The 21,416-nt window shown below is 66.4% G+C and carries 24 protein-coding genes and 1 tRNA gene; 11 read left to right on the forward strand and 14 right to left on the reverse strand.

Going from position 1 to position 21,416, the window contains the following annotated elements; all coding sequences use genetic code 11:
• Positions 1 to 30: 30 nt before the first annotated feature.
• Both G5V65_RS05320 and G5V65_RS05325 read right to left on the reverse strand, forming a co-directional pair.
• Complete coding sequence (locus tag G5V65_RS05320) at positions 31 to 618, reverse strand: RNA polymerase sigma factor (RefSeq protein WP_165047636.1); 588 nt, start codon at positions 616 to 618, stop codon at positions 31 to 33.
• Positions 615 to 794 carry a NepR family anti-sigma factor gene (locus G5V65_RS05325; protein ID WP_241250455.1) on the reverse strand — a complete coding sequence of 60 codons (180 nt, stop codon included), beginning with the start codon at positions 792 to 794 and terminating at the stop codon, positions 615 to 617. Before G5V65_RS05325 ends, G5V65_RS05320 begins: the two co-directional genes overlap by 4 nt.
• Positions 795 to 884: 90 nt before the next feature.
• On the opposite strand from G5V65_RS05325, the gene G5V65_RS05330 reads away from it, so the two are divergent.
• A complete protein-coding gene (locus G5V65_RS05330; RefSeq protein ID WP_165047638.1) occupies positions 885 to 1,694 on the forward strand; it encodes a response regulator in 810 nt (269 codons plus the stop codon).
• 21 nt (positions 1,695 to 1,715) lie between these two features.
• On the opposite strand, the gene G5V65_RS05335 is transcribed toward G5V65_RS05330, so the two are convergent.
• Both G5V65_RS05335 and G5V65_RS05340 read right to left on the reverse strand, forming a co-directional pair.
• On the reverse strand, positions 1,716 to 3,413 hold the full coding sequence (locus tag G5V65_RS05335) for a CHASE domain-containing protein (RefSeq protein ID WP_165047640.1): 1,698 nt from the start codon (positions 3,411 to 3,413) through the stop codon (positions 1,716 to 1,718).
• A gap of 294 nt (positions 3,414 to 3,707) precedes the next feature.
• Positions 3,708 to 4,196 (reverse strand): hypothetical protein, encoded by a 489-nt coding sequence (locus tag G5V65_RS05340; protein WP_165047642.1) that lies wholly within the window; start codon positions 4,194 to 4,196, stop codon positions 3,708 to 3,710.
• 216 nt (positions 4,197 to 4,412) lie between these two features.
• Here G5V65_RS05340 and G5V65_RS22300 point away from each other — a divergent pair, with 216 nt between their 5' ends.
• The 4 genes from G5V65_RS22300 (at position 4,413) to G5V65_RS05360 (ending at position 6,591) form a co-directional block, all read left to right on the forward strand.
• Positions 4,413 to 4,610, forward strand: coding sequence for a CsbD family protein (locus G5V65_RS22300; RefSeq protein ID WP_165048075.1), 198 nt, complete (start codon positions 4,413 to 4,415; stop codon positions 4,608 to 4,610).
• A gap of 283 nt (positions 4,611 to 4,893) precedes the next feature.
• On the forward strand, positions 4,894 to 5,100 hold the full coding sequence (locus G5V65_RS05350; protein WP_241250457.1) for a PLD nuclease N-terminal domain-containing protein: 207 nt from the start codon (positions 4,894 to 4,896) through the stop codon (positions 5,098 to 5,100).
• Positions 5,101 to 5,109: 9 nt separating this feature from the next.
• Positions 5,110 to 5,448: a phage holin family protein gene (locus G5V65_RS05355; RefSeq protein ID WP_165047644.1), complete on the forward strand. Its 339-nt coding sequence runs from the start codon at positions 5,110 to 5,112 to the stop codon at positions 5,446 to 5,448.
• Between the two features lie 87 nt (positions 5,449 to 5,535).
• Positions 5,536 to 6,591: a hypothetical protein gene (locus G5V65_RS05360; protein ID WP_165047646.1), complete on the forward strand. Its 1,056-nt coding sequence runs from the start codon at positions 5,536 to 5,538 to the stop codon at positions 6,589 to 6,591.
• Between the two features lie 108 nt (positions 6,592 to 6,699).
• Here the strand turns inward: G5V65_RS05360 and G5V65_RS05365 are convergent, their stop codons facing one another.
• The 6 genes from G5V65_RS05365 to G5V65_RS05390 form a co-directional block, all read right to left on the reverse strand.
• Positions 6,700 to 8,337 (reverse strand): BCCT family transporter, encoded by a 1,638-nt coding sequence (locus G5V65_RS05365; protein ID WP_165047648.1) that lies wholly within the window; start codon positions 8,335 to 8,337, stop codon positions 6,700 to 6,702.
• A gap of 198 nt (positions 8,338 to 8,535) precedes the next feature.
• Complete coding sequence (locus G5V65_RS05370; RefSeq protein WP_165047651.1) at positions 8,536 to 8,976, reverse strand: DUF3237 domain-containing protein; 441 nt, start codon at positions 8,974 to 8,976, stop codon at positions 8,536 to 8,538.
• The gene (locus G5V65_RS05375) at positions 8,973 to 10,232 is read right to left on the reverse strand and encodes a flavin-dependent oxidoreductase (RefSeq protein WP_165047653.1); all 1,260 of its coding nucleotides are present in this window, start codon (positions 10,230 to 10,232) and stop codon (positions 8,973 to 8,975) included. The genes G5V65_RS05370 and G5V65_RS05375 overlap by 4 nt, the downstream gene beginning before the upstream one ends.
• 15 nt (positions 10,233 to 10,247) lie before the next feature.
• A complete protein-coding gene (locus G5V65_RS05380; protein WP_165047655.1) occupies positions 10,248 to 10,727 on the reverse strand; it encodes a DUF3237 family protein in 480 nt (159 codons plus the stop codon).
• Positions 10,717 to 12,366, reverse strand: coding sequence for an amidohydrolase (locus tag G5V65_RS05385; protein ID WP_165047658.1), 1,650 nt, complete (start codon positions 12,364 to 12,366; stop codon positions 10,717 to 10,719). The genes G5V65_RS05380 and G5V65_RS05385 overlap by 11 nt, the downstream gene beginning before the upstream one ends.
• Positions 12,363 to 13,034, reverse strand: coding sequence for a TetR/AcrR family transcriptional regulator (locus tag G5V65_RS05390; protein WP_165047660.1), 672 nt, complete (start codon positions 13,032 to 13,034; stop codon positions 12,363 to 12,365). The genes G5V65_RS05385 and G5V65_RS05390 overlap by 4 nt, the downstream gene beginning before the upstream one ends.
• Before the next feature lie 106 nt (positions 13,035 to 13,140).
• On the opposite strand from G5V65_RS05390, the gene G5V65_RS05395 reads away from it, so the two are divergent.
• The 4 genes from G5V65_RS05395 to G5V65_RS05410 are packed head-to-tail and all read left to right on the forward strand — an operon-like array spanning position 13,141 to position 16,948.
• A complete protein-coding gene (locus G5V65_RS05395) occupies positions 13,141 to 14,205 on the forward strand; it encodes an ABC transporter ATP-binding protein (RefSeq protein ID WP_165047663.1) in 1,065 nt (354 codons plus the stop codon).
• Positions 14,205 to 15,110: an ABC transporter permease gene (locus G5V65_RS05400; protein ID WP_165047666.1), complete on the forward strand. Its 906-nt coding sequence runs from the start codon at positions 14,205 to 14,207 to the stop codon at positions 15,108 to 15,110. The genes G5V65_RS05395 and G5V65_RS05400 overlap by 1 nt, the downstream gene beginning before the upstream one ends.
• Positions 15,103 to 15,906 (forward strand): ABC transporter permease, encoded by an 804-nt coding sequence (locus G5V65_RS05405; RefSeq protein ID WP_165047668.1) that lies wholly within the window; start codon positions 15,103 to 15,105, stop codon positions 15,904 to 15,906. The genes G5V65_RS05400 and G5V65_RS05405 overlap by 8 nt, the downstream gene beginning before the upstream one ends.
• Before the next feature lie 19 nt (positions 15,907 to 15,925).
• Positions 15,926 to 16,948 (forward strand): extracellular solute-binding protein, encoded by a 1,023-nt coding sequence (locus G5V65_RS05410; protein ID WP_343162821.1) that lies wholly within the window; start codon positions 15,926 to 15,928, stop codon positions 16,946 to 16,948.
• An 83-nt stretch (positions 16,949 to 17,031) separates the two neighbouring features.
• Here G5V65_RS05410 and G5V65_RS05415 read toward each other — a convergent pair.
• From G5V65_RS05415 to G5V65_RS05425, 3 genes are all read right to left on the reverse strand, one after another.
• A tRNA-Gly gene (locus tag G5V65_RS05415) sits at positions 17,032 to 17,105 on the reverse strand.
• 113 nt (positions 17,106 to 17,218) lie between these two features.
• Complete coding sequence (locus G5V65_RS05420) at positions 17,219 to 17,869, reverse strand: SOS response-associated peptidase (protein WP_165047673.1); 651 nt, start codon at positions 17,867 to 17,869, stop codon at positions 17,219 to 17,221.
• A 77-nt stretch (positions 17,870 to 17,946) separates the two neighbouring features.
• Positions 17,947 to 19,545 carry a bifunctional metallophosphatase/5'-nucleotidase gene (locus G5V65_RS05425; RefSeq protein ID WP_165047675.1) on the reverse strand — a complete coding sequence of 533 codons (1,599 nt, stop codon included), beginning with the start codon at positions 19,543 to 19,545 and terminating at the stop codon, positions 17,947 to 17,949.
• 132 nt (positions 19,546 to 19,677) lie between these two features.
• Between G5V65_RS05425 and G5V65_RS05430 the strand changes: the two genes are divergently transcribed.
• The gene (locus G5V65_RS05430; protein WP_165047677.1) at positions 19,678 to 20,016 is read left to right on the forward strand and encodes a DUF952 domain-containing protein; all 339 of its coding nucleotides are present in this window, start codon (positions 19,678 to 19,680) and stop codon (positions 20,014 to 20,016) included.
• The gene (locus G5V65_RS05435; protein ID WP_165047679.1) at positions 20,013 to 21,074 is read left to right on the forward strand and encodes a quinone-dependent dihydroorotate dehydrogenase; all 1,062 of its coding nucleotides are present in this window, start codon (positions 20,013 to 20,015) and stop codon (positions 21,072 to 21,074) included. The genes G5V65_RS05430 and G5V65_RS05435 overlap by 4 nt, the downstream gene beginning before the upstream one ends.
• A gap of 105 nt (positions 21,075 to 21,179) precedes the next feature.
• On the opposite strand, the gene G5V65_RS05440 is transcribed toward G5V65_RS05435, so the two are convergent.
• On the reverse strand, positions 21,180 to 21,416 hold the full coding sequence (locus G5V65_RS05440) for an Lrp/AsnC ligand binding domain-containing protein (RefSeq protein ID WP_165048079.1): 237 nt from the start codon (positions 21,414 to 21,416) through the stop codon (positions 21,180 to 21,182).

Consider the following 21,416-nt stretch of genomic DNA (forward strand, 5'->3'; position numbering starts at 1 on the left):
CCCGCCCTGTCCTCACAGGATGTCCGGTCGTCAACAGGCCGCCGTCGCGCCGCGCAGCACAACCGCCTGCGTCGCACCATCCGTGCCCGAGAACATGTCCTCGCCCTCGGCCAGATGCAGCAACTCCGCCAGTCGCCTGCGCGCCCGGCTGGCCCGGCTCTTCACCGTGCCGACGGCCACGCCCATCATCTCGGCGGCCTCCTCGCAGGAAAATCCGGAAGCACCGACCAGGATCAGCACCTCGCGATGCTCGGGGCTCAGCTGATCGAAGGCGCGCTGGAAATCGCCAAAGGCCAGCCGCCCGTCATGCGCGGGCCGCTCCGACAGCGTCGCCGCAAAGGCCCCGTCACTGTCCTGCACCTCGCGCCGGGTCTTGCGCAGCGCGGAATAAAAGGCATTGCGCAGGATGGTGAACAGCCAGGCGTCGAGGTTTGTCGCCGGATCGAACTTGTCGATATTGGACCAGGCCTTCAGGATCGTCTCCTGCACCAGATCGTCGGCCTTGGACACATCGCGCGTCAGGCTGATCGCAAAGGCCCGCAGGCGGGGGATCGCCCCGGCCAGCCGGTCGCGCGGGTCGGCACTGCCCGCCTCGGCCAGAACCGATGCGGCGGTCATGATGTCCCACCCTTGCCCGTGCCGCCCTCCGCAGCCTTCAGTTGCGCCAGCAACTCGCGGAACCGGTCGGGCAATTCCTCGTTCAGGGCGGCTGAATAGACCCGCTTCAGATTCTCGTCGATCTGCGCGCGCATCGCCTGGCGCCGCGGCGTCTCTTCATCCCGATCGCTCGACATTTTTTCTGCATTCCCGGTTTCATTCACGGAACCAAACGTCCTCCGCCGCGTTTGGTTCCCGCAAGACCGAAAATTTTTGGAGCTTTCTTCATGATCGCACAGGACGCGAACGATCTTTCGGCCCGGGTCGCCCGGCACCTGCCCTACCTGCGCCGTTACGCCCGTGCCCTGACCGGGAACCAGACCAGCGGCGACAACTATGCCATCGCGGTTCTCGAGGCCGTGATCACCGATCCCGGGCTGGTTGCCGACCATCCCGATACCAGGATCGCCCTCTTCGCCGTGTTCCATTCCATCTGGGCCAGTTCCGGCGCCCCCGTGGCCGAGGCCGAGGGTGGCAGCTCCTCGCGTGCCCAGGCGCATCTCGCGGCCCTCACGCACAATTCGCGCGAAGCGCTGCTTCTGAACTCCATCGAAGGATTTACGCCGGACCAGGTCGCCACGATCATGGGCACCGACCGCGCCGAGGTGGATCACCTGATCGACATGGCCCTGCGCGAGATGGAATCCTCCGTCCATGGCGCGGTTCTGGTGATCGAGGATGAAGCGATCATCGCGATGGACATCGCGGATATCGTCGAAGGCATGGGCCACCGCGTCACCGGCAATGCCCGCACCCATGCCGAAGCCGTCCGACTGGCCGCCGAGGATCGCCCTGATCTGATCCTGGCCGATATCCAACTGGCCGACAATTCCTCCGGCATCGACGCGGTGAAGGAGATCCTCTCCCAGTTCGGCGAAGTTCCCGTGATCTTCATCACCGCCTTCCCCGAGCGGCTGCTGACGGGCGAACGCCCGGAACCGGCCTTCCTGATCAACAAACCCTATACCGAAGAGCAGGTGCGTTCCGCCGTGAGTCAGGCGATGTTCTTCTCCTCGAAGAAAAAGATTCCGGCCTGATCCGGAAACCTGCAGGCGGCCCTACCGGCGCCGCCTGCGCCTTTCTTCGGGCCGTGCCGCCACCTTCGGAACCAGGTCCGGATTCATCGCGAACCGGATCCGGATATGCAGGCCATCGGCGCTGAAGTCCCGGCTGATCGTTCCCGACAGTTCCCCCTTCAGGCTGGCCTCGATCAGTCGCGATCCGAACCCACCACCCGCAATGGCCGTCGCCGCCGGGGCCGGGGCCGGGGCCTCCGACGGGCCGGGAAACCGCTCGACCCAGTCCAGCGCGACGACAGGCGCAGCGCCCGCCGTCTCGGGCGGATCAAGCTGCCAGTTCACCCGCAGCCGCCCGCCCTCTCCTGAAAGCCCGCCATATTTCATCGCATTCGTCACCAGTTCATGCGCCACCATGGCAAAGGCATGGGCCTGACGCTCGTCCAGAACCACGGGCGGTCCCGCCATCAGGTGATCGACGGCGGCCGTGTCCAGACATTGCTGCAACTCCTTCCGCAGGATTTCGCCCAGATCGGCCTGCGCCGACAGGGTGCCCGCCAGAATTTCCTGCACCGCCGCCATGGCCTGCAAACGGGAATCAAAGGCCGTCGTGAAGGCCTTCACATCGGAAGCCCCCCGCGCGCTTTGCCGGGCAATCGACTGGATGCGCGCGATGTGGTTCTTGATCCGGTGCTTCATCTCCTGCAGCAAGAGCCCCCGATATTCGGACTCGCGCTTCGCCGCCGCGGCAAGTTCGCGCGCCTGCCCCGCCTCTTCCTGCCGCGCGGAAATCGCCAGCGCCGCCGTGGCGGCAAACAGGATCGACACCAACCCCACCAGCAGACTGCCCAGATGCCTGTGCCAGGGCACCGTCCCCGTCTGCCAGAGGTCGAACCGCCAGGTCCGGCCCAGCACATCCACCCTTCGCGACAGATCCGGTCCCCCCTCCCCCACCACGGGATCCGCATGGATGGGCAGATCGGGCATCGCCTCATCCATGATCCTCATCCCCGGCTGCGTGCCATGCGCGCCCGACAGGGCGGCCCGGATCAGATCCCCCCCCCGGAACGGCGCATAGACAAAGCCCACCTGCGCCGACAGGCCCCCGCCCGCCCCGGCCGACCGCCCGCCATAGGCCAGATAGACAAGGAACCCCGTCTGCCGGTCGACCTCCGTTTCCTGCACCAGCATGACCGGGCCGCTCATCTGCGGCTCACCCGTCGCCAGCGCGCGATCCATCGCCGCCCGGCGGACCGGCTCGACATACATGTCATAGCCAAGCGCGTTCATGTTGCGCGGGTTGTCCGGCTCCAGCAGCACGATCGGCACGCGCCAGGGCTGATCCGTCTCCGGCCTGATCTCGACATCGACGCCATATTGCGCGGCAATCTCGGCCCGCGCCCCGGCACCCTGATCCGGGGGAAAGGCCCGCGCGAACCCCACACCCTGCACCCCGGACAGATCCCCGACGATATCGACCGCCTCGATGAACCGCAGGAATTCGTCGCGGGCCACCTTGCCCCGTGACGCAGCAAAAAGCCCCTTGGCCGCCCTCAGGACGACCACATGCTGTTCCAGCCGTGACGTGATCAGGTCCACCGCCAGATCGGCAGACCGCTCGAACTCGGCCTCCAGCCGCCGCTCCTCGGCACTGTAGACGGCGAATGTCATCACTGCGCCCAGACCAAGGCCCGCCATCAGCGCCACCTGCGGCATGATGCGGACAAGAAGCGCCCTCATGCCGCCACCACGCCGCGATCTTGCCCCGTCCCCCGGCATTCGCTGCCTGGCCTGTCTGACCTCACTGGCGTAATTCCTGCCTCCATCGGGCGGTTCTTGTGGCTGCGACAACACCGCAGGCAATGGGACAGCACAGGATGATGTTTCAGCCAAGGCGATGGGCAGGTCAATGCACTTGCAGACGGCCCGCCGCCAGCCTGCGCAAAGCCGCCACAGAACGGAAAGGGGCCGCACCCTTCCGGGTGCGGCCCCACCGTCATCGCCCGTATCCTTACGGACGGTCCGCCGCCTTCATCACTTCAGACGCGTCACCACGCCATCGGCGAAGGTGTCGATCAGCTTGCGATAGGCTTCATCCGTATCCGTCGTGCTCAGCATCAGCATTTCACCTTCCGCCAGCACGATCTGCGCATTCTCGACCGAAATGCCCAGCTCATAGGCGTCATAGTTGCCGTTGTCGGTCTCGTCATTGATGTTGACCTGGCCCACCAGCACGGCATCGCCCAGATTCAGGCCGCGCTCAAAGGCATTGGCCAGCTCGACCTCGCGGATGTCGACAAGGATCTCGGCCCCGTCATCGCCCAGCCGCTCGGTCACGCGCGCGCCGATGGCGGCCTCGAGATCGGCCTCGATGCTGCCCCAGTATTTCGCCGCTTCCTCGTTCTGGATGGCCGAAAGGTCCACCGTCACATCGACCGTCTTGATCTGGTCAACCGCCGCAAAGGCGGTGCTGCCCATGGTGGTGGCAAGCAGGACGGCGGCAAGGGTCTTGGTGCGAAGCATGTTGTATCTCCATTCCTGAAGGCCATGTCTGGCCGGTATGAGGAAACAACGCCAACCCTGGCGCCCGGTTCCCGCCAATCAGTCAGATTTCTTCCAATACATGCAATTTTTCTTTTTAATTCTGTTACTTGCACAGAAACTCGCAGAAATTTCGGAACCACTCTCCACCGCCGGGCGTTGGCTTTCCATACCAACCCAAGGAAAAGGGAGACCACCATTAACTGGGATCAGGTCGAAGGAAAATGGCTGCAACTCAAGGGTCAGGCCAAGGAAAAGTGGGGCCAGCTGACGGATGACGATCTGGATGTCGCCGCCGGCCGGCGCGACCAGCTGGCAGGCAAGATCCAGCACCGCTACGGCGTCGCCAAGGAAGAGGCAGAACGCCAGCTGGATGACTGGTCGCGCAAGCTGTGACGCGGGCCCGCCGGCCCGACGGGCCAGCACAACAGGGGCCGTCGTGACGGCTCGCCAGACTGGGGGGCCGGGCACATGCCCGGCCCCCTTGTCCTTGCCCGGATCCACCGCCTTGCGGCCCACTGCCCCCCCTTCTGCAGTGCCACACGCCCCCCTTCGCGACACGCGGCGACAAGGCCGCGCGAAGAGGCCGCGCAAAGACGCCGGGGGGAAAATCCGCAAAGGAACGGAACCGAAAGGCCCCCGCCGCGTTGACCCCCGAACCGTCCCAACGGAGCGTGCCATGAACGAACTCTCGATGTTTTCCCTCTCCGGCCTCAGCGGCCTCGTGATCCTTGCCCTCGATCTCTGGGCGATCATCTCGGTGATCAACTCCAATGCCTCGACCGGGGCAAAGGTCGGTTGGTCGCTCCTGATCATCGTGCTGCCGATCCTGGGCTTCCTGATCTGGCTGCTCGCCGGTCCGCGCAGCCGCCGCACCAGCCTGTAGGACAGCCCGATGTCCAGTCCCTCGCCCGGGCCCACCCTTTGGCAGCTGGCGCGCGTCGGCATCGCGGCTCAACAGTCGCTGCGCCTGCGCCTTGCCCTGATCCGCGTCGAAGCGCGGGACAGGGGCCGCCATGTGCGGCGCGGCCTCGCGCTGGCCATCCTCGGGCTCGTCCTTGCATCGGCGGCGATCCTCATGGGCCTTGCCGCCCTCGCGATGCTGCTGATGTCCCACGGCTTCACCCCCCATGCTGCCCTCGGGCTCGTGGCGGGCGGGGCCACGGCGCTGGCGCTGCTCCTGCTGCTGCTGGGTCGCAGCGCCCTTCTCCGCGCCACCTCATCCCGATCCTGACATCCGGTCCCGACAGGCCGGACAGGTCGGACAATCCGTCTTCCGTTACCCGCCGGGCCCAGGCCCGACGCCAGAAGGAGATTTGCCATGTTCTTCCAATCCTCCACCCGCAACCTGAAATCCGCCATCACCGCGCAGGATGCCGCCCTCGGCCAGTCGCTGACCGATCTCGCCCGTTCGCTCGGCCTCGACACTGCGGGCAGCATGGCCTCCCGGGCCGGGGTCAAGGCCGTGGGTCTTGCCCGCAACCATCCCCTGCCCGTGGCTCTGGCCGGTGCGGGCCTCGCCTGGCTCATCCTGCGCCCGCGCGGCTCCGGCCCGCAGCCCGGCATGGAGGCCCTCTCCCGCTGGGAAGACGAGGGCGGCCAGGTCCTCGACCCCGCCGATGTCATCGACAGGATGGACGCGACCGAGCGTGAATGGCTGAATGCCGCCCGCGCCGCCCGCGATGCCGCCCGCGACCGGCTGCTCGATCTCTACGAACGCGGCGTCGCGACGGCCGAAGCCAAGGCTGCCGTTGCAACCGATCAGGCCGAAGCCCTCGCCCAGGCATTCCGCAAGAACCTTTCCCATCTGGAGGCCGAGGCCGCGGATCGCACCGCCGAAGCCCGCCGCCGCATCTGGGAGGCCCTCGAAACCGGCGGCAGGATGGCCGAGCGCGGCTTTGACCAGGGCAGGCAGATGGCCAAGGAACACCCGGTTGCAACCTCGGTTGCCGGCTTGGCCGTGGGGGCCGGGGCGCTCGCACTGGCCCTGCGTGGCCGGGGTCTGCTGAAGGTGATCGCCCCGGTCGCCCTGTCCGCCGTGCTGGCCGAGGCCGCCCTGCGCCTGCGCCGCAGCCCGGCCGAAAAGGCGGCGGATGCCGTGAAGGACACAGCCGAGGATATCGCCGAGACGGCCGCCTCCACCGCCCGCAAGGCCACCCGCGCTGCGCGCTCTGCCGCGAAGAAGGCCGATAGCGCCGTGACGGGGGCAACCCGCACGGCAAAGGCCGGCGCGAACCGCGCGGCCAAGGCGGCGGGCAAGGCCACGCGTCCGTCGCGCACGGCCACGGGCAAGGCATCCGCCGTGGCGCGCAAGGCGCGCGACGCTGCGGCAGCCGCGGCCGGATCCGAAGTGCCGAATGGTGCCGCCAAGCACTGATCGGGTCGCCCGTCCCCCTTTCGGGAACCCTCACCCCCGGATCTTCGCCATGGCTCATGCAAGGGGGCCGCGCCTTTCGGCGCGGCCCCCTCAGGATGAAACCCTGCCTCACTCGGCCGGGAGGCCCGCCTTGGCCCGCATGGCGTCGCGGATCAGGGCCTTGATCAGGGCAACGCCCATCAGCGCCAGCACAAAGCTGAACGGCAGCGCGCCGATGATCATCGCCGTCTGGATGGCCGACAGACCGCCCGCCACCAGCAGAACCGAAATCACCAGCGTCAGCGCCGCCCCCCAGACCAGGATATGGACCTTGCCCTTCGGCGTCTCGTCACCTGCGGCGTTGATCGTGTTGATGATCAGGATCGCGGAATCAGCCGAGGTCACCAGATAGGTCAGCAGCAGCACGACAAGCAGCGCCGACATGACCACCGCCAGCGCGGGCGAAAGCAGCTGGTTCACCGTGGCGAACAGCTGGCTGGAAAGCCCGGCATCCAGAATGGCGCGGTTTGCACCGCCATTCAGTTCCAGATCCATCGCGGTTCCACCCGCCATTGCAAACCAGATGAAGCACATGACCGACGGCACGATCATCGCCCCCATGACATATTCCCGCAGCGTCCGCCCGCGCGAGATGCGTGCCAGGAACAGCCCGACAAAGGGCACGAAGGCAATCCACCAGGCCCAGTAGAAGATGGTCCACCCCCCCTGCCAGGCCGCCAGCGCATCGCCTGTCTCGGTGCCGTCGGCATGCCAGACGGTGAACATCATGCCGGGCAATGCACCAAGATAATCCCCGATCCCCACAAACAGCGCCGTCAGCGAAAACAGCGTCGATCCAAAGACAAGCAGGAAGGCCAGAAAGAAGAATGTCAGCCCCATGTTCATGTTGGACAGCCACTTGATGCCCTTTCCCACCCCCGACAGCGCCGAAAGCGTGGACAGCCCCATCACCACCACAAGCGACAGGATCATCGCCGTATTGCTCGGTGTGGTGCCATCCTCCTGCATCAGCCAGTCCGCCCCGGTGATGTTGTAGAAACCGCTGGCAAATTGCGACACGCCGAACCCGATGGTGACGGCAACCCCCAGAACCGTGGCGATGACGGCCACGATGTCGATCGCATGGCCCAGCGGGCCGGTCAGGCTGCTGCCGAAAAGCGGCGTCAACCCCGAGCGGATGGTCAGAGGCAGCCCCCGGCGATAGCTGAAGAAGGCCAGCGCCAGCCCCGTCAGCGCATAGCAGCCCCAGGCCGTCAGGCCCCAATGCAGGAAAGACCATTTGAAGGCCGACCGCACCACCTCGGCGCTTTCGGCAGCAACCAGTCCAGTGATCACGTCAGGATTGGTCGAGAAGTGATAGATCGGCTCTCCGGTCGAATAGGTCAGCATGCCGATGCCGATCCCCGCACCGAACATCATGGAAAACCAGGAAAATGTCGAAAACTCAGGCGCCTCGCCATCCAGGCCAAGCCGGATGCGGCCCGTGGCGGGCCACAGGGCCAGGGCAAGGCAGGTGATCAGGTAGAAGGCCATGACATAGATGTACCACGTCCCGAACGCGCCAAGCAGAAACCCGTTCAGCGCCGAAAGCGCGGCACCTGCATTCTCCGGAAAGGCAGCCGCCCAGATGATGAGCAGGCCCACAAGCAGCTTGGATCCGATCGTGACAATCGTGTTGAACCCTTCATAGAAACCGCTGCTCGCCGTTGAAATCGGCAAGTCCGTAAGTGGTGGTTTGATCGACATGGCTCCCTCCCTTGTTTTTGCCGGACAACCCCGAAGGCATCCGGTCGGGAGAAAAAGCATGGCCCATTCATCAATATGACGTGACGTCACGGCGACCCTGACGGGCGAAAAGCGACACGCGCCGGGAATCTTGCCGTCGCAGTTCCGATCCGGCGCCGATCCGTCCCGACCGGGCGACAGGGCCGCATGGTCCCGCGGCTAGCACTCTGTCAGCGTCAGCAAGACCGAATTGGCGATCCGCTGCCCGGATGTCAGATACAGGCTGCGGTTCAGCGCGTCATGTTCGGGGGCCGATGTCTCCAGCCGGATCACGGTGCGGAAATAGATCCGCCCCTGATCGACGGCGTCGCCCCGCTGCAGCGCGGCCAGAACCTCGGGCGGTCCATGGCGCAGACCCTGGCTGTCCACCCGCACCAGCGCGCCATCCTCCAGCCGGATCACATAACGCGCATGGATCCGCGTCAGCCCGTCGGCGCGGACGCGCTGTTCATCCGCCCCCCCGGGCAGGATGATCCCCGCCATGGTCCGGCCCGTGACGGTGCCGCCCAGGATCGGCACGATCCGCGCCAGCCCGAAACCGTCGTCACCCAGGCTGACCGGCGCACCCACATCGACACGGAACTCGGCAAAGACGGTCATGCCCGCACGCCTTCCAACGCGCCGATGATCGGCGGCTGGGCATTCAGCACCTCGATGGAAAAGCCCGACAGGCGCTTGTAATGCTCGGCATGCGCCGCCAGCTCGGCGCGGGGAATGACCGTCTCGATATCGTCGAAGACGCCGCCACAGCGATCCTCGACCATCTGCATCACGGCATCCGGCCCCTTGCCGCGATTGGCCCGCAGGATCCCTTCGGCCCGGGGGCGCATCTCGGCCTCATAGGCCAGCAGGGCCGCCCGGGTGACCCCATGATCGCGGAACGCACGGCCCAGCTTGCGCGCATCAATGATCGCCTGCGTCGCCCCGTTCGATCCGACAGGATAGGTCGCATGGGCCGCATCGCCCATCAGCGTGACACATCCCACGGTCCAGCCGGGCAAGGGATCGCGGTCCACCATCGGATATTCATGGACAAGGCCCGATGCCCGGATCATCCCCGGGCAATCGACCCAGCCGAAATCCCATCCCTCGAAGGCGGGCAGGAAATCGGCCTTCTCCGCCGGACGGTTCCAGTCCCCCTTGGCAAGGGCGCGGGCCGGATCCACCCGCATTTCGGCAATCCAGTTGATCGTGGCCAGACCCGTCACCGGATCCTCCGGCGTCAGCGGATAGGCCACGAAGCGCTGGCTGTCATGCCCGGCAAGGAACATCGCATTGCCGCCCAGGAAATGGCGGCCCGGGCTGGTGCCACGCCACATGATCGCGCCGTTCCAGATCGGCTCCCCCTCGTCGGGAACCATCTGTCGGCGGATCGCGGAATGGATGCCATCGGCGGCAATCGCGACACGCCCCTCGATCCGCCGCCCATCCGTCAGGATCAATGCAGCCCCCGCCTCCGTCGTCTCGAAGGCCGCGACAGCCGCCCCCGTCATCACCGCACCCTCCCCCGCGCGACGGCGCAATTCCTCAAGCAGCAGCATCTGCAACTTGCCCCGATGCACCGAAAACTGCGGCCAGGCATAGCCCGCCGCAAGGCCGCGCGGCTCGACCCAGATCTCGCGTCCCGACTTGGTATAGAACCCGTATTGCCGGGTCCGGATGCCGATGCCATCCAGCAGCGGCTCCAGCCCCAGATCCATCAACTCGCGCACCGCGTTGGGCTGCAGGTTGATCCCCACGCCCAGGGGCTTCGGTTCGCTCACGCGCTCCAGGATGCGGAACGGCAGGCCAAGCTGGTGCAGGGTCAGCCCCATCACCAGCCCCGCGATCCCACCGCCCGCAATCAGTATGGTCATCCCTCTTCCGCCGGATCAGACCGGCGCCTCCCAAAGCTCGATATAGACATGATCGGCATCGCCCGGCTCGGCCAGGGCCGTGCCGAAATAGACCGCGTCGCCCAGCGCCCGATGCGGCCCCTCCGGCACCTCCAGTGCCGCCCGCGTCCGGCCGAGATAGCTGCCGTCGGGCTGCGGCACCATGCGCCCGGCATTGGTGATCATCACGGGCGTCCCGTCCTCGATCTCAAGGCAATAGCGGGCCTCGATCGCATAGGATCCATCAGGCAGGCCGATGGCAAAATCCGCCCCGCCGGGCAGGATGCGCGCCCTCCAGCCCGCCCCCTGCGCCGCACCGCCGATGATCGGGAACATCGCCCGGACAGGGCCCTGGCTTGTTTGGAACTCGACCGCCGCCCCCAGATCGGCCCGGATCACCATGGCGCGCCGCAGCATCGGCTGGCCCAAGGCGCGCCCGGCGCCCAGCGCCTGAATGGTCAGGTCATCAGCTTTCATGGGTGATCCGCCCGTCACAAATCGTCATCGCGATGCCCAGACTGGCGATCTCTTCCTGCGGCACCGCCTCGATATCGCCTGCCAGCAGCACCAGATCGGCCAGCATCCCGGCCCGGATCCGGCCCGTGCGTGCCTCGGCAAAGCCGGCATGGGCGCCGTTGCAGGTAAAGGCCTTCAACACCTCCATGAGGCCCAGCCGCTGATCCGGCAGGCCGGGCAGATGCGGCTGCCGTGTCAGCGCGGTCTGGATCCCCAGAAGCGGGTCCACCGGCACGATCGGCCAGTCCGAGGAAAAGGCAATCCGCGCCCCCGCCTCCTGCAGCGCCCGCCAGGCATAGGCATGGCGCGCCCGCTCCGGCCCGATGCTGCGTGTGGTCGGACTTTCGCCCTGCGGGGCGTGCAAGGGCTGGAACGAGGCGATCACCCCCAGTTCCGCAAATCGCGGAATATCGGCAGGGTCGATCATCTCGACATGTTCGATCCGGTGGCGGCTGTCGCGCGGCCCGTTGGCCCGCCGCGCCGCCTCGTATCCATCCAGCGCGATCCGCACCGCCCTGTCGCCGATGGCATGAACCGCGATCTGCATCCCGCGCCGGTCGATCTCGACCGCGGCTTCGGCAAAGCTTGCCGCATCGAAGATCGGCTCGCCCAGATGCCCCGGCCGATCGGCATACTCCGCCAGCATCGCCGCAGTGCCGCTTTCGATCACCCCGTCGACAAAGATCTTGACGCGATTGCTCGTCAGCCAGTCGCCGGTGAAATCCGCCGCCATGGCGCTGGCGCGGTCCAGTTCCGCAAGCGGCATGGACCGGGTGTAATGGAACGGAACCGACACGCGGGCGATCAGATCACCCTCCTCCTCGACCGTCCGCAAAAGCTCCAGCAGATGCCGGTTGCCATCCATGTTGTGCATCGCGGTGATGCCCCGCGCCGCGCAGAAGCGCAGGCCCGCCTTCAGCACCTCGACATCCTCGCGCCATTCCGCCGCCGTCGGCGGAGCCAGTGGCTCGATCCCCGACATGCCCAGCATTTCCCGCCCGCCCGATGTGCGCAGATCCAGAACCGGCAGCAGGGCGAATTTCTCGCGCAACTCCCCCGTGGCAAGCCCGTCCGGCCCCATCACCACTTCGCTGCCCGCCGGCAGATCCCGACCCCGCAACAGCCCGGCCGCCTTCAGCGCCGCCGTATTCGCGAACAGCGTATGGAAATCATAGGCCATCACCGCAAGCGGTCGATCCGGGCACATCCGATCCAGGACATGCCGGTCCAGCCGCGTCTGCGGACCCAGAATCTCGTAATCCGCGCCTTGCGCGAACAACAACCCCTCGTCCGGGCGCGCCGCGGCAAAGGCGCGAACCGCCGCTTCCATCGCGGCCGCGCCGCTGATGCCGCCCAGTTGCAGCAGGGTCTGCCCATAGGCCCCTGAAAACAGGTGCAGATGCGATTCCACGAAACCCGGCAGCAGGCTGCCGCCCCGCGCGTCCACGATCCGCGCCCCCGGCCCCGCCAGCGCGCGCATCTCCGCGCTGCCCCCCAGCGCCAGGATATGCCTGCCCCGGATCGCCACGGCCCCGGCCCGCGGCGCGGCCTCGTCCATCGTCAGGACGCGCGCATTCACGATCACCAGATCGGCGGTCATGCCATCCCCTTCCGGCGAGGGCTTGCCGCGCATTCCTCGGTGAACAGCAGCGCCACCAGCGGCGCGAACCGCGCCCGCAAGGCCACCTCATGCTCGACCAATGTCTCCTCCTCCTCGATGATCAGCCGGATGAAGCAGGGCATCCAGACATCATGCAGGATCCCGGCCAGCCAGTCCGGCGGACAGGCGCCCCCCGCGCGCGTCGTCAGCTCCAGCCCCGCCAGGAAATCCCGCACCACCTCGACCAGCGCCGCCGAGACGGCGGCATACTGGCGCGACAGGTCGGCATCGGGATGCCGGATCGCCGCCGCCTCGGCATAGCGCCAGACCCGCTTCCCCGCGATCTCCAGCGTCCGCGATGAAACCCGCAGGAACAGCCCGGTGATCAGCCCGGCAAGATCCGCCCCCTCGCGCCAATGCAGCGCCCGGTCACCCTCGCGCGCCGCCATCGTGCCTTCGGTGATCATCGCGATCAGGATGCCATCCTTCGATCCGAAATAGTTGAACACCGTCGGCGCAGAGATCCCGGCCGCCGCCGCGATATCGGCCATGGTCGTGGCGTCGATCCCCTGCCGCGCGAACAGATCCTTCGCCGCGGCGATGATCTCGTCCCGCCGACGGGCCTTCTTGCGGTCGCGCAGGCCGGGTTCGGCAGGGGCATCACTCATCGGCAGGGCATTCATCTGGAGATCCAAATTTCTTATCTGAGTAAAATTTTTTATTGACTAAAATCTTTTTGTCAATACGCCTAGAACGCACCGGGGGTGAAATCCGATGCTCGACCTGCACAGACTGACCAAAAGCTTCGGCAAGGGCGACAGCGCCGTCACCGCGCTGCATGAAGTGTCCTTCTCCATCGCCGAAGGCGAATTCTTCACGCTGCTCGGCCCCTCGGGCTGCGGCAAGACCACCCTTCTGCGCCTGATCGCGGGCTTCGAACCGCCCAGCGGCGGCGCCCTTGTGCTGGACGGGCGCGACATCGCCCATGTCCCGCCCAACCAGCGCCCCGTGAACACGGTCTTCCAGAACTACGCGCTCTTTCCCCACATGACCGTGGCCGAGAATGTGGGCTTCGCCCTTGGCGCACAGGGCCGCCCCCGGGCCGAGATCGCCGCAACCGTAGAGCGGATGCTCGCGCTCGTGAAGCTTTCCCACCTCGCCGGGCGCAAGAGCGCCGCACTTTCGGGCGGCCAGCAGCAGCGCGTGGCGCTGGCCCGGGCGCTCGCGGCCCGCCCCCGCATCCTGCTTCTCGATGAACCGCTCTCCGCGCTCGACATGAAACTCCGCAAGGAGATGCAGGTCGAACTGAAGCGCCTGCAGCAGGAAACCGGGCTGACCTTCATCTTCGTCACGCATGATCAGGAAGAGGCGCTCACGATGTCGGACCGGATCGCCGTCATGGCAGGCGGCCGCATCCAGCAGATCGCCAGCCCGCGCGACCTTTACGACCAACCCGCGAACCGCTTCGTCGCGGGTTTCATCGGCGAGACGAACTTCCTTCCCGCCCATTGCACGGCAGGAAGGCTGACCCTGCCGCAGGCGGCGGCCCCCTTGCCCGTCCCGCATGCCGACGGTCCGGTCACCGTGATGATCCGCCCCGAACATGTGGCGCTCGGCCAGGCACGGCCCGATGCGCTGGTGCTGACCGCGCAGGTCGACAGGCTGGTCTATTTCGGCACCGATACGCATGTCCATCTCCACCTTTCCGATGGCAGCCCGCTGGTCGCCCGGGTGCAGAACGCCCTGCGCGGCGGGCAACCCTGCGCGGCTGGCCAGACGATCCCCGTCTCCCTGCCCGGCGAGGCCCTGCGCCTTCTGCCCTGCGACGAGGCCGCCTGATGGATGCCGAAACCCTTGCCGCCCGCGCCGATGCCCGCCGCCGCTGGGGCCTTGCCGCCCCCGCCGTCGCGATCATAACGCTCTTCTCGATCCTGCCGCTGGGCGTGGTCCTCGTCTATTCCTTTCTCGCCCCCGGCGACTTCGGCAATGTGCGGTGGCAGTTGTCCTTCGAGGGCTGGTTCTCGGTCCTGTTCGAACGCGACATCTTCGATGACACGATCAGCCTGTCCGATGCGCATCTCACGATCCTCGGCCGCTCCGTCGCCCTGTCACTGGCCACGACACTGATCACGCTGGTCCTCGGCCTGCCGACGGCCTGGTTCATCGCCACCCGCCCGCTACATCAGCGCGCCTTCTGGCTCTTCCTGATCACCATCCCCTTCTGGACGAACCTCCTCGTCCGCACCATCGCCGTGCAGGAGATGATCCGCTCCGAAGGCGTGTTCAACCGCCTCTTCCTCTGGCTTGGCCTGATCGACGCGCCGATCCAGATGATGTTCACCAATTTCGCGGTGCTGGTCGGCATGGCCTATGTCTTCCTGCCGCTGATGGTCCTGCCCGTCTATTCCGCCATCGAGAAATTCGATTTCCGCCTGGCCGAGGCGGGCTACGATCTCTATGCCTCGCGCGCCTATTGCCTGCGCAGGGTCATCCTGCCGATGGTCCGGCCGGGGATCATCGCAGGCTCGATCCTCGTCTTCGTGCCCTCGCTCGGCGCCTATGTCACGCCCCGCATCATGGGCGGCGGTAAATCCATGATGCTGGGCAACCTGATCGAGATGCAGTTCGGCCAGGGCCGGAACTGGCCGCTCGGCGCGGCGCTCTCGCTCACGCTCACGGCCTTGGTCCTTGCAGCCCTGATCTGGTACACGCGCCTCACGTCCGGGGGGCGGCGCAATGGCTGATCGCGCCTTCGACACCCGCCGTCTGCCGGGGGCCACCGTCCTGGCGCTGGCCTGCTTCGTCATCCTCTACATCCCCATGGTCATCCTCGTGGCCAATTCCTTCAACACCGGCAAGGTCATCGGCCAGTGGGAGGGCGTCTCGCTGCACTGGTATGCCCGCGCCCTGCAGAACGACGCCTTCCTCGCTGCCGCGCGGACCTCGCTGATCCTTGCCAGCCTCGCCGCCCTGATCGCCACGATCACCGCCACCATGGCGGCCCTCGCCACCACCCGCAGCCGCGGTTTCCGGGGCGAAGGCACCATCCATATCGTGCTGAACCAGCCGATCATGGTGCCCGAGATCGTCCTCGCCATCGCACTTCTGATCATCATCGCGCAGATCAAGCAGGCCACCGGCTATACCGGCCTCGGCTATCTCGTCATCGCCCACAGCGCCTTCTGCATCCCCTTCGCCTACATGCCGATCCGCGCCCGTCTCGAAGGCATGGACCTCACCCTCGAAACCGCCGCCGCCGATCTCTATGCCGGCCGCCTCTACACCTTTCGCAAGGTCACCCTGCCGCTTCTCGCCCCGGGCATCCTCGCGGGGTTCATGCTGGCCTTCGTCATCTCGCTCGATGACGTGGTGATCTCCGATTTCCTCAAATCCCCCGGGCAGGACACCCTGCCCACCTACCTGCTGGGCGAGTTGCGGCGCAACCTCACCTCTGAAATCTACGCCATTTCCTCGCTCCTGCTGCTGATCAGCGTGCTGATCGTCGCGGGGTCATGGCTGCTCACCCGCAAGAAGACCTGACCCGATGAAGGAGACTGCCGTGCAACGCCTGACCCTGACCACCGCCCTTGTCACCCTCGCCCTGCCCGCCTGGGCCGAGGGAACGCTGAACATCTACAATTTCGGCCTCTACACGCCCCCCGACCTGATCGAGAAATTCGAACAGACCTACGGCGTCGATGTCACGCTCACCGAATATGACAGCAACGAAACCGCCATGGCCAAGATCGAGGCCGGCGGCCACGGCTTCGATATCGTCGTGCCCTCGGCTGCGGTCGTGCCGATCTACATCGAAAAGGGGCTGCTTCTGAAATCCGACCCCAACCAGATGGAAAACTTCGCCAATGTCGATCCGGCCTGGGTGGATGTCGCCTGGGATGCCGGGCGCGCCTATACCGTGCCCTGGGTCTGGGGAACGACGGGGGTGATGGTCAACACCGATGTCTACAAGGGCGACATCAACACCACCGCCATCTTCCTCGACCCGCCGGAAGAGCTGAAGGGAAAGATCAACGTCGTCCCCTCCATGAACGATGTGATCGACATGGCCCTCTGGTCCGTCGGCGGCGAAGCCTGCACCACCGACAAGGACATGCTCAAGGCCGCCCGCGACAAGCTTGTCGCCGCCAAACCCTTCTGGGCCTCGATCGACTATGCCAGCTTCGAGAAATTCATCAACGAAGACCTCCAGGCCTCGGTCTTCTGGAGCGGTGCCGCCATGCGCATCCGGGCCGAGAATTCCGGCTTTGCCTATGGCTACCCGAAAGAGGGCTTCCCCCTCTGGCAGGACAATGTCGCCATCCTCGCCGATGCCCGGAATGTCGAAAACGCCCGGCTGTTCCTGAACTTCATCATGGATCCGGAAAACGCCGCGATGATCTCGAACTATACGGGCTACGGCAACTCGATCACGGGCAGCGCGGCCTACATGACGGCCGACCTGCTCGCCGCGCCGGAAATGACGATCCCGGACTCCGCAGCCGCCGCCGCGCATTTTCAGCAGACCTGCCCGCCCGAGGTTCAGGATCTCTACACCCGCATCTGGACGGATCTCACGAAATAGCGCCAACCAGGGCCACGGCGGGCCAACCCGGCCTGCCGCCCCGATCCGTGGGCGCCATTGCCCGATATCTGCCGGATGGAAACTGGAGCGGGCGGCGGGAATCGAACCCGCGTCTCCTGCTTGGAAGGCAGGGGTCTTACCATTACACAACGCCCGCGCTGTGGCCTGTTCTTTACCCCTCCCGCCGTCGGGTTGCAACCCGTCCCGCAGCCTGCGCTCCGCGCACCAGACAGCCCCCGCCTTCGGCAAAGGTCCGGCCTCCCGCCCGGTTCAGGCAATCAGCGGCTCGATCAATGCGGCCCCCTCGGCCCGGTTCGAATTCACCGCCACATCCACCCGATGGCAGCGCAACACCCCTTCCGCCGAGGCCTTCATCAACACCGCCGCCCCATGCCCCGCCTCGCCCAGCCACAAGGGCCAGTCCGCCCGCTCCAGCACCACAGCCTCGCGGTGATGTAGCCCCCGCATCCCCGGCCCCGCCTCGGTGGAAACGATGGCCACCGTGTCGATCTCGCCCCAGCGCTGCCAGACCCCGGCAAAGGCCATGGGCTGCCCGTCCGTCCGGGTGAAATACCAGGGCAGCTTGCGCCCCTCCACCGTCTCCCATTCATAAAATCCCGTCGCGGGCACGATGCAGCGGCGGCTGCGCACCGCCTCGCGGAAGGCGGGCTTCGTGGCCACCGTATCGGACCGCGCATTGATGATCAGCGGCCCGTCATTCGGCGCCTTGTACCAATGCGGAATGAACCCCCAGCGCATCGCGCGCAACCGCCGCGCCCCACCGTCCGAGGTCACCACAGCCACCTGCGTCGTGGGGCAGACATTGAAGCGCGGCACCGTCGGCAGGTCATTGCCGATCACGGCATCGAACAGCCGCGCGATGGCCTCGTCGGGATGGGTGATGGTGAACCGTCCGCACATGCACCGATCCTACGCCGTCACGCCCAAAAGAAAAGGCCGCCCCCCGCAAGGGACGGCCCGGCCCTGGAAAGGCCCTCTTACTTCCGCGTGATGCGCCCATCCGTGAACGGGGTATAGGGCTGCATCTTCGCCAGATACTCCGCCGTCACATCCGCCAGATCCGGGCCAAAGTCATAGGCATTCGCGGCGTCGCGGAACATCGCATAGCCATCGCCGCCACCCCGCACATAGTTGTTCGTCACCGCCAGATAGACGGTCGCCGGATCAATGGGCACCCAGTCCTCGCCTGCCTTCACCATCACCTCCGACACGCGCGATCCCGAGGGCGCCGCCGGATCGAAGGTGTATTTCAACCCCGCCACCTGCGGGAACCGCCCCGCCCCTTCCTCGACCTGGCTCACGCCATTCTCCAGCGCGGCAACGATCACCTCGCCCGTCACCTCGAAGGTCGACAGCGTGTTCTGGAAGGGCAGCACCGTCAGCACCTCGCCCATGGTCACCGGACCCGCGTCGATGCTGGCGCGCAGGCCCCCGCCATTGGCAATCGCGATGGTCACCCCCTGATCCGCCACGCGGTCCAGCATGGCCTCGGCCACCAGATTGCCCATCGCGCATTCCACCGCGCGGCAGGTCTCGCGGCTGCCGTCGATCTCGGCCGCCGTCTCGGCCACGACCCGCGCCTTCAACTCCTCGATCGGCCCCGCCAGTTCCTTCACCCGCGCCTCGATCTCTGGATCGGGCGTCACCGATCCATCCAGCACGATCGTGTTGCCCCCGGCATAGATCAGCTTGCCCGCATCATCGAAGGTCAGTTCCAGATGCCCCAGATACTTGGAATAGGCATAGGCCTGCACCACCGGCACCAGATCGCCCTCGGCCCGCGTCACCCAGGTCGGATAGGGCCCGTGCCTGTCCGGATCGGTCGCCGACAGATAGGTATGCGAATGCCCGCCCACCACGGCATCAATCCCCGGCACCGCCGCCGCCACCGCCAGATCGCGCGGCAGCCCCAGATGCGTCAGCGCGATGATCTTCGTCACCCCCTCCGCTTCCAAAGCCGCGACATCCGCCTTCAGGCTGTCGATATCGTCCTGAAAGATCACGCTTTCCCCGGGGCTCGACGTTTCCGGCGTGTCCATCGCCAGGGCCGAGATGATGCCGATCTTCTCGCCCCCCACCTCCAGCACGACATGGTTCTGCACCCGCCCGGCCAGCACATTCGACTGGCTCACGTCGATATTGCCGGAAATCACCGGAAAGGTGATCTTGTCCAGAAAGGCCGAAAACCCCTCCGGCCCGTCATCGAATTCGTGGTTGCCCACCGCCATGGCATCAAAGCCGATCTTCTCCATCATCTCGGCTTCCACGGCGCCCTTGTAGGTCGTGTACATCAGGCTGCCCTGAAACTGGTCGCCCGCATCCAGAACGATCACATTCTCGCCCGCCGCCGTCAGGCTGTCGCGCAATTCGCGAATCTTCGTGGCCACCCGCGCCACGCCGCCAAAACACTTGTTCTCTGCCGCATCCTCGGCGGAACAGGTGGAATCAAAGGCATTGATCGCCTCGATCCGGCTGTGAAAATCGTTGATATGCAGGACATGCAGCCGATATTCCGCCGCCGCCATCCCGGCCGAGATCGCAAGAAACCCGACCGATCCAAGGAAAACACCCTTCATCGCAAATCTCCCATGCTGGTTATTGCCCCAGCCTGCCGCCATCCTCCCTTCCTGTCAAACCTCGCCCCCCGCCGGACCATCTCCGAACCGTCCCCATTGACCCCGGCCCCCGCCCCAGTGCATGAACCGCGCATGCTGATCTACAAGATCTTCCGCCGCCCCGAATGGGATGCCTTCCGCGCCGCCGGTGAAACCACCGGCGCGCCCATCGACGTGGCCGACGGCTTCATCCACTTCTCCACCGCCGCCCAGGTGGCCGAAACCGCCGCCAAATGGTTCTCCACCGAAAGCGATCTGGTCCTCGTCGCCTTCAACGCCGAAACGCTGGGCCCCTCGCTGAAATGGGAAGCCTCGCGCGGCGGCGCGCTATTTCCGCATCTCTACCGCAAGCTCGCGCTGGCCGAGGTCGTCTGGGACAAGTCCCTCCCCCTTGGCGCGACCGGCCACATCTTCCCCGAAGGCGTCTGGTGATCCTGCTCGAACGCCCAGCCCTCGCCCTCCTCCACCGCCTCGATCCCGAGGTGGCCCATGGCCTCTCGCTTCGCGCGCTGCAATCGGGCCTCGCCCCCCTGCCCGGCCCCGTCACCTCGCCCCGGCTGGAAACCACCCTCGCCGGCCTGACCCTGCCCAACCCCGTGGGCCTCGCCGCAGGCTATGACAAGAACGCCACCGCCCTGGCCCCCCTCTCCCGCGCAGGCTTCGGCTTCATCGAGGTCGGCGCCGCCACCCCGCGCCCGCAACCGGGCAACCCCAAACCCCGCCTCTTCCGCCTGACCGAAGACCGCGCCGCCATCAACCGCTTCGGCTTCAACAATGACGGGATGGACGCCATCGCCGCCCGCCTCGCCACCCGCAGGCGCGGCGCGGTCCCCGTCGGCCTGAACCTCGGCGCGAACAAGGACAGCCCCGACCGCGCCGCCGATTTCGCCCGCGTGCTGGCCACCTGCGGCCCGCATGTCGACTTCGCCACCGTCAACGTCTCCTCCCCCAACACGGAAAGGCTGCGCGATCTGCAGGGCCGCGCCGCCCTCACCGCGCTGCTGAACGGCGTGATGGACACCCGCGCCCAACTCGCCCGCCCGATCCCCGTCTTCCTCAAGATCGCCCCCGACCTGACGCCCGACGACCTCGCCGACATCGCCGAAACCGCCCTCGCGACCGGCATCGCAGGCATCATCGCCACCAACACCACCCTGTCCCGCGACGGCCTCTCCAGCCCGCACAAGGCCGAAACCGGCGGCCTTTCCGGCGCGCCGCTCTTCGAGAAATCGACCCGCACCCTCGCCCGCCTGTCGCAACTGACGGGCGGCAGACTCCCCCTCATCGGCGTGGGTGGCATCAGCACCCCCGAACAGGCCTGGGAAAAGATCTGCGCGGGCGCCACCGCCGTGCAGGTATACACCGCGATGGTCTATGAAGGCCTCTCCCTCATCCCCCGCATCGCCAAGGGCCTCGACGCGCTGGCCGCCCGGAACGGGTTCGCCCGCGTCTCCGACGCCACCGGCACCGGCCGCGACCGCTGGCTCTGACCGCCCCTTCGTCCTGGCCGAAATACCCCGAGGGGTGAGGAGCGCAAGCTCCGAGGGGGCGAGCAGCCCCCTGATTTTTCGCAGAAAAATCGCCCCTTCCGGCGGTCAGAACGCCTTGAACGTCATCGTGGTCAGCGTCCGCACGATCCCCGGAATATCGAACAGCCGCGACGAAAGGTAATGCCCCACATCCTCATCCTCGGGGATATAGACCTTGGCGATCAGGTCATATTCCCCGCTGGTGGAATAAAGCTCGCTCACCACCTCGCGGTCATAGATGGCATCGGCAACCTCATAGGTCTTGCCGGGGGTGCAGCGGAACTGGACGAATACGCAGCGCAT

The organism is Paragemmobacter kunshanensis, from assembly GCF_011059185.1.
Taxonomy (GTDB): Bacteria; Pseudomonadota; Alphaproteobacteria; order Rhodobacterales; family Rhodobacteraceae; genus Paragemmobacter; species Paragemmobacter kunshanensis.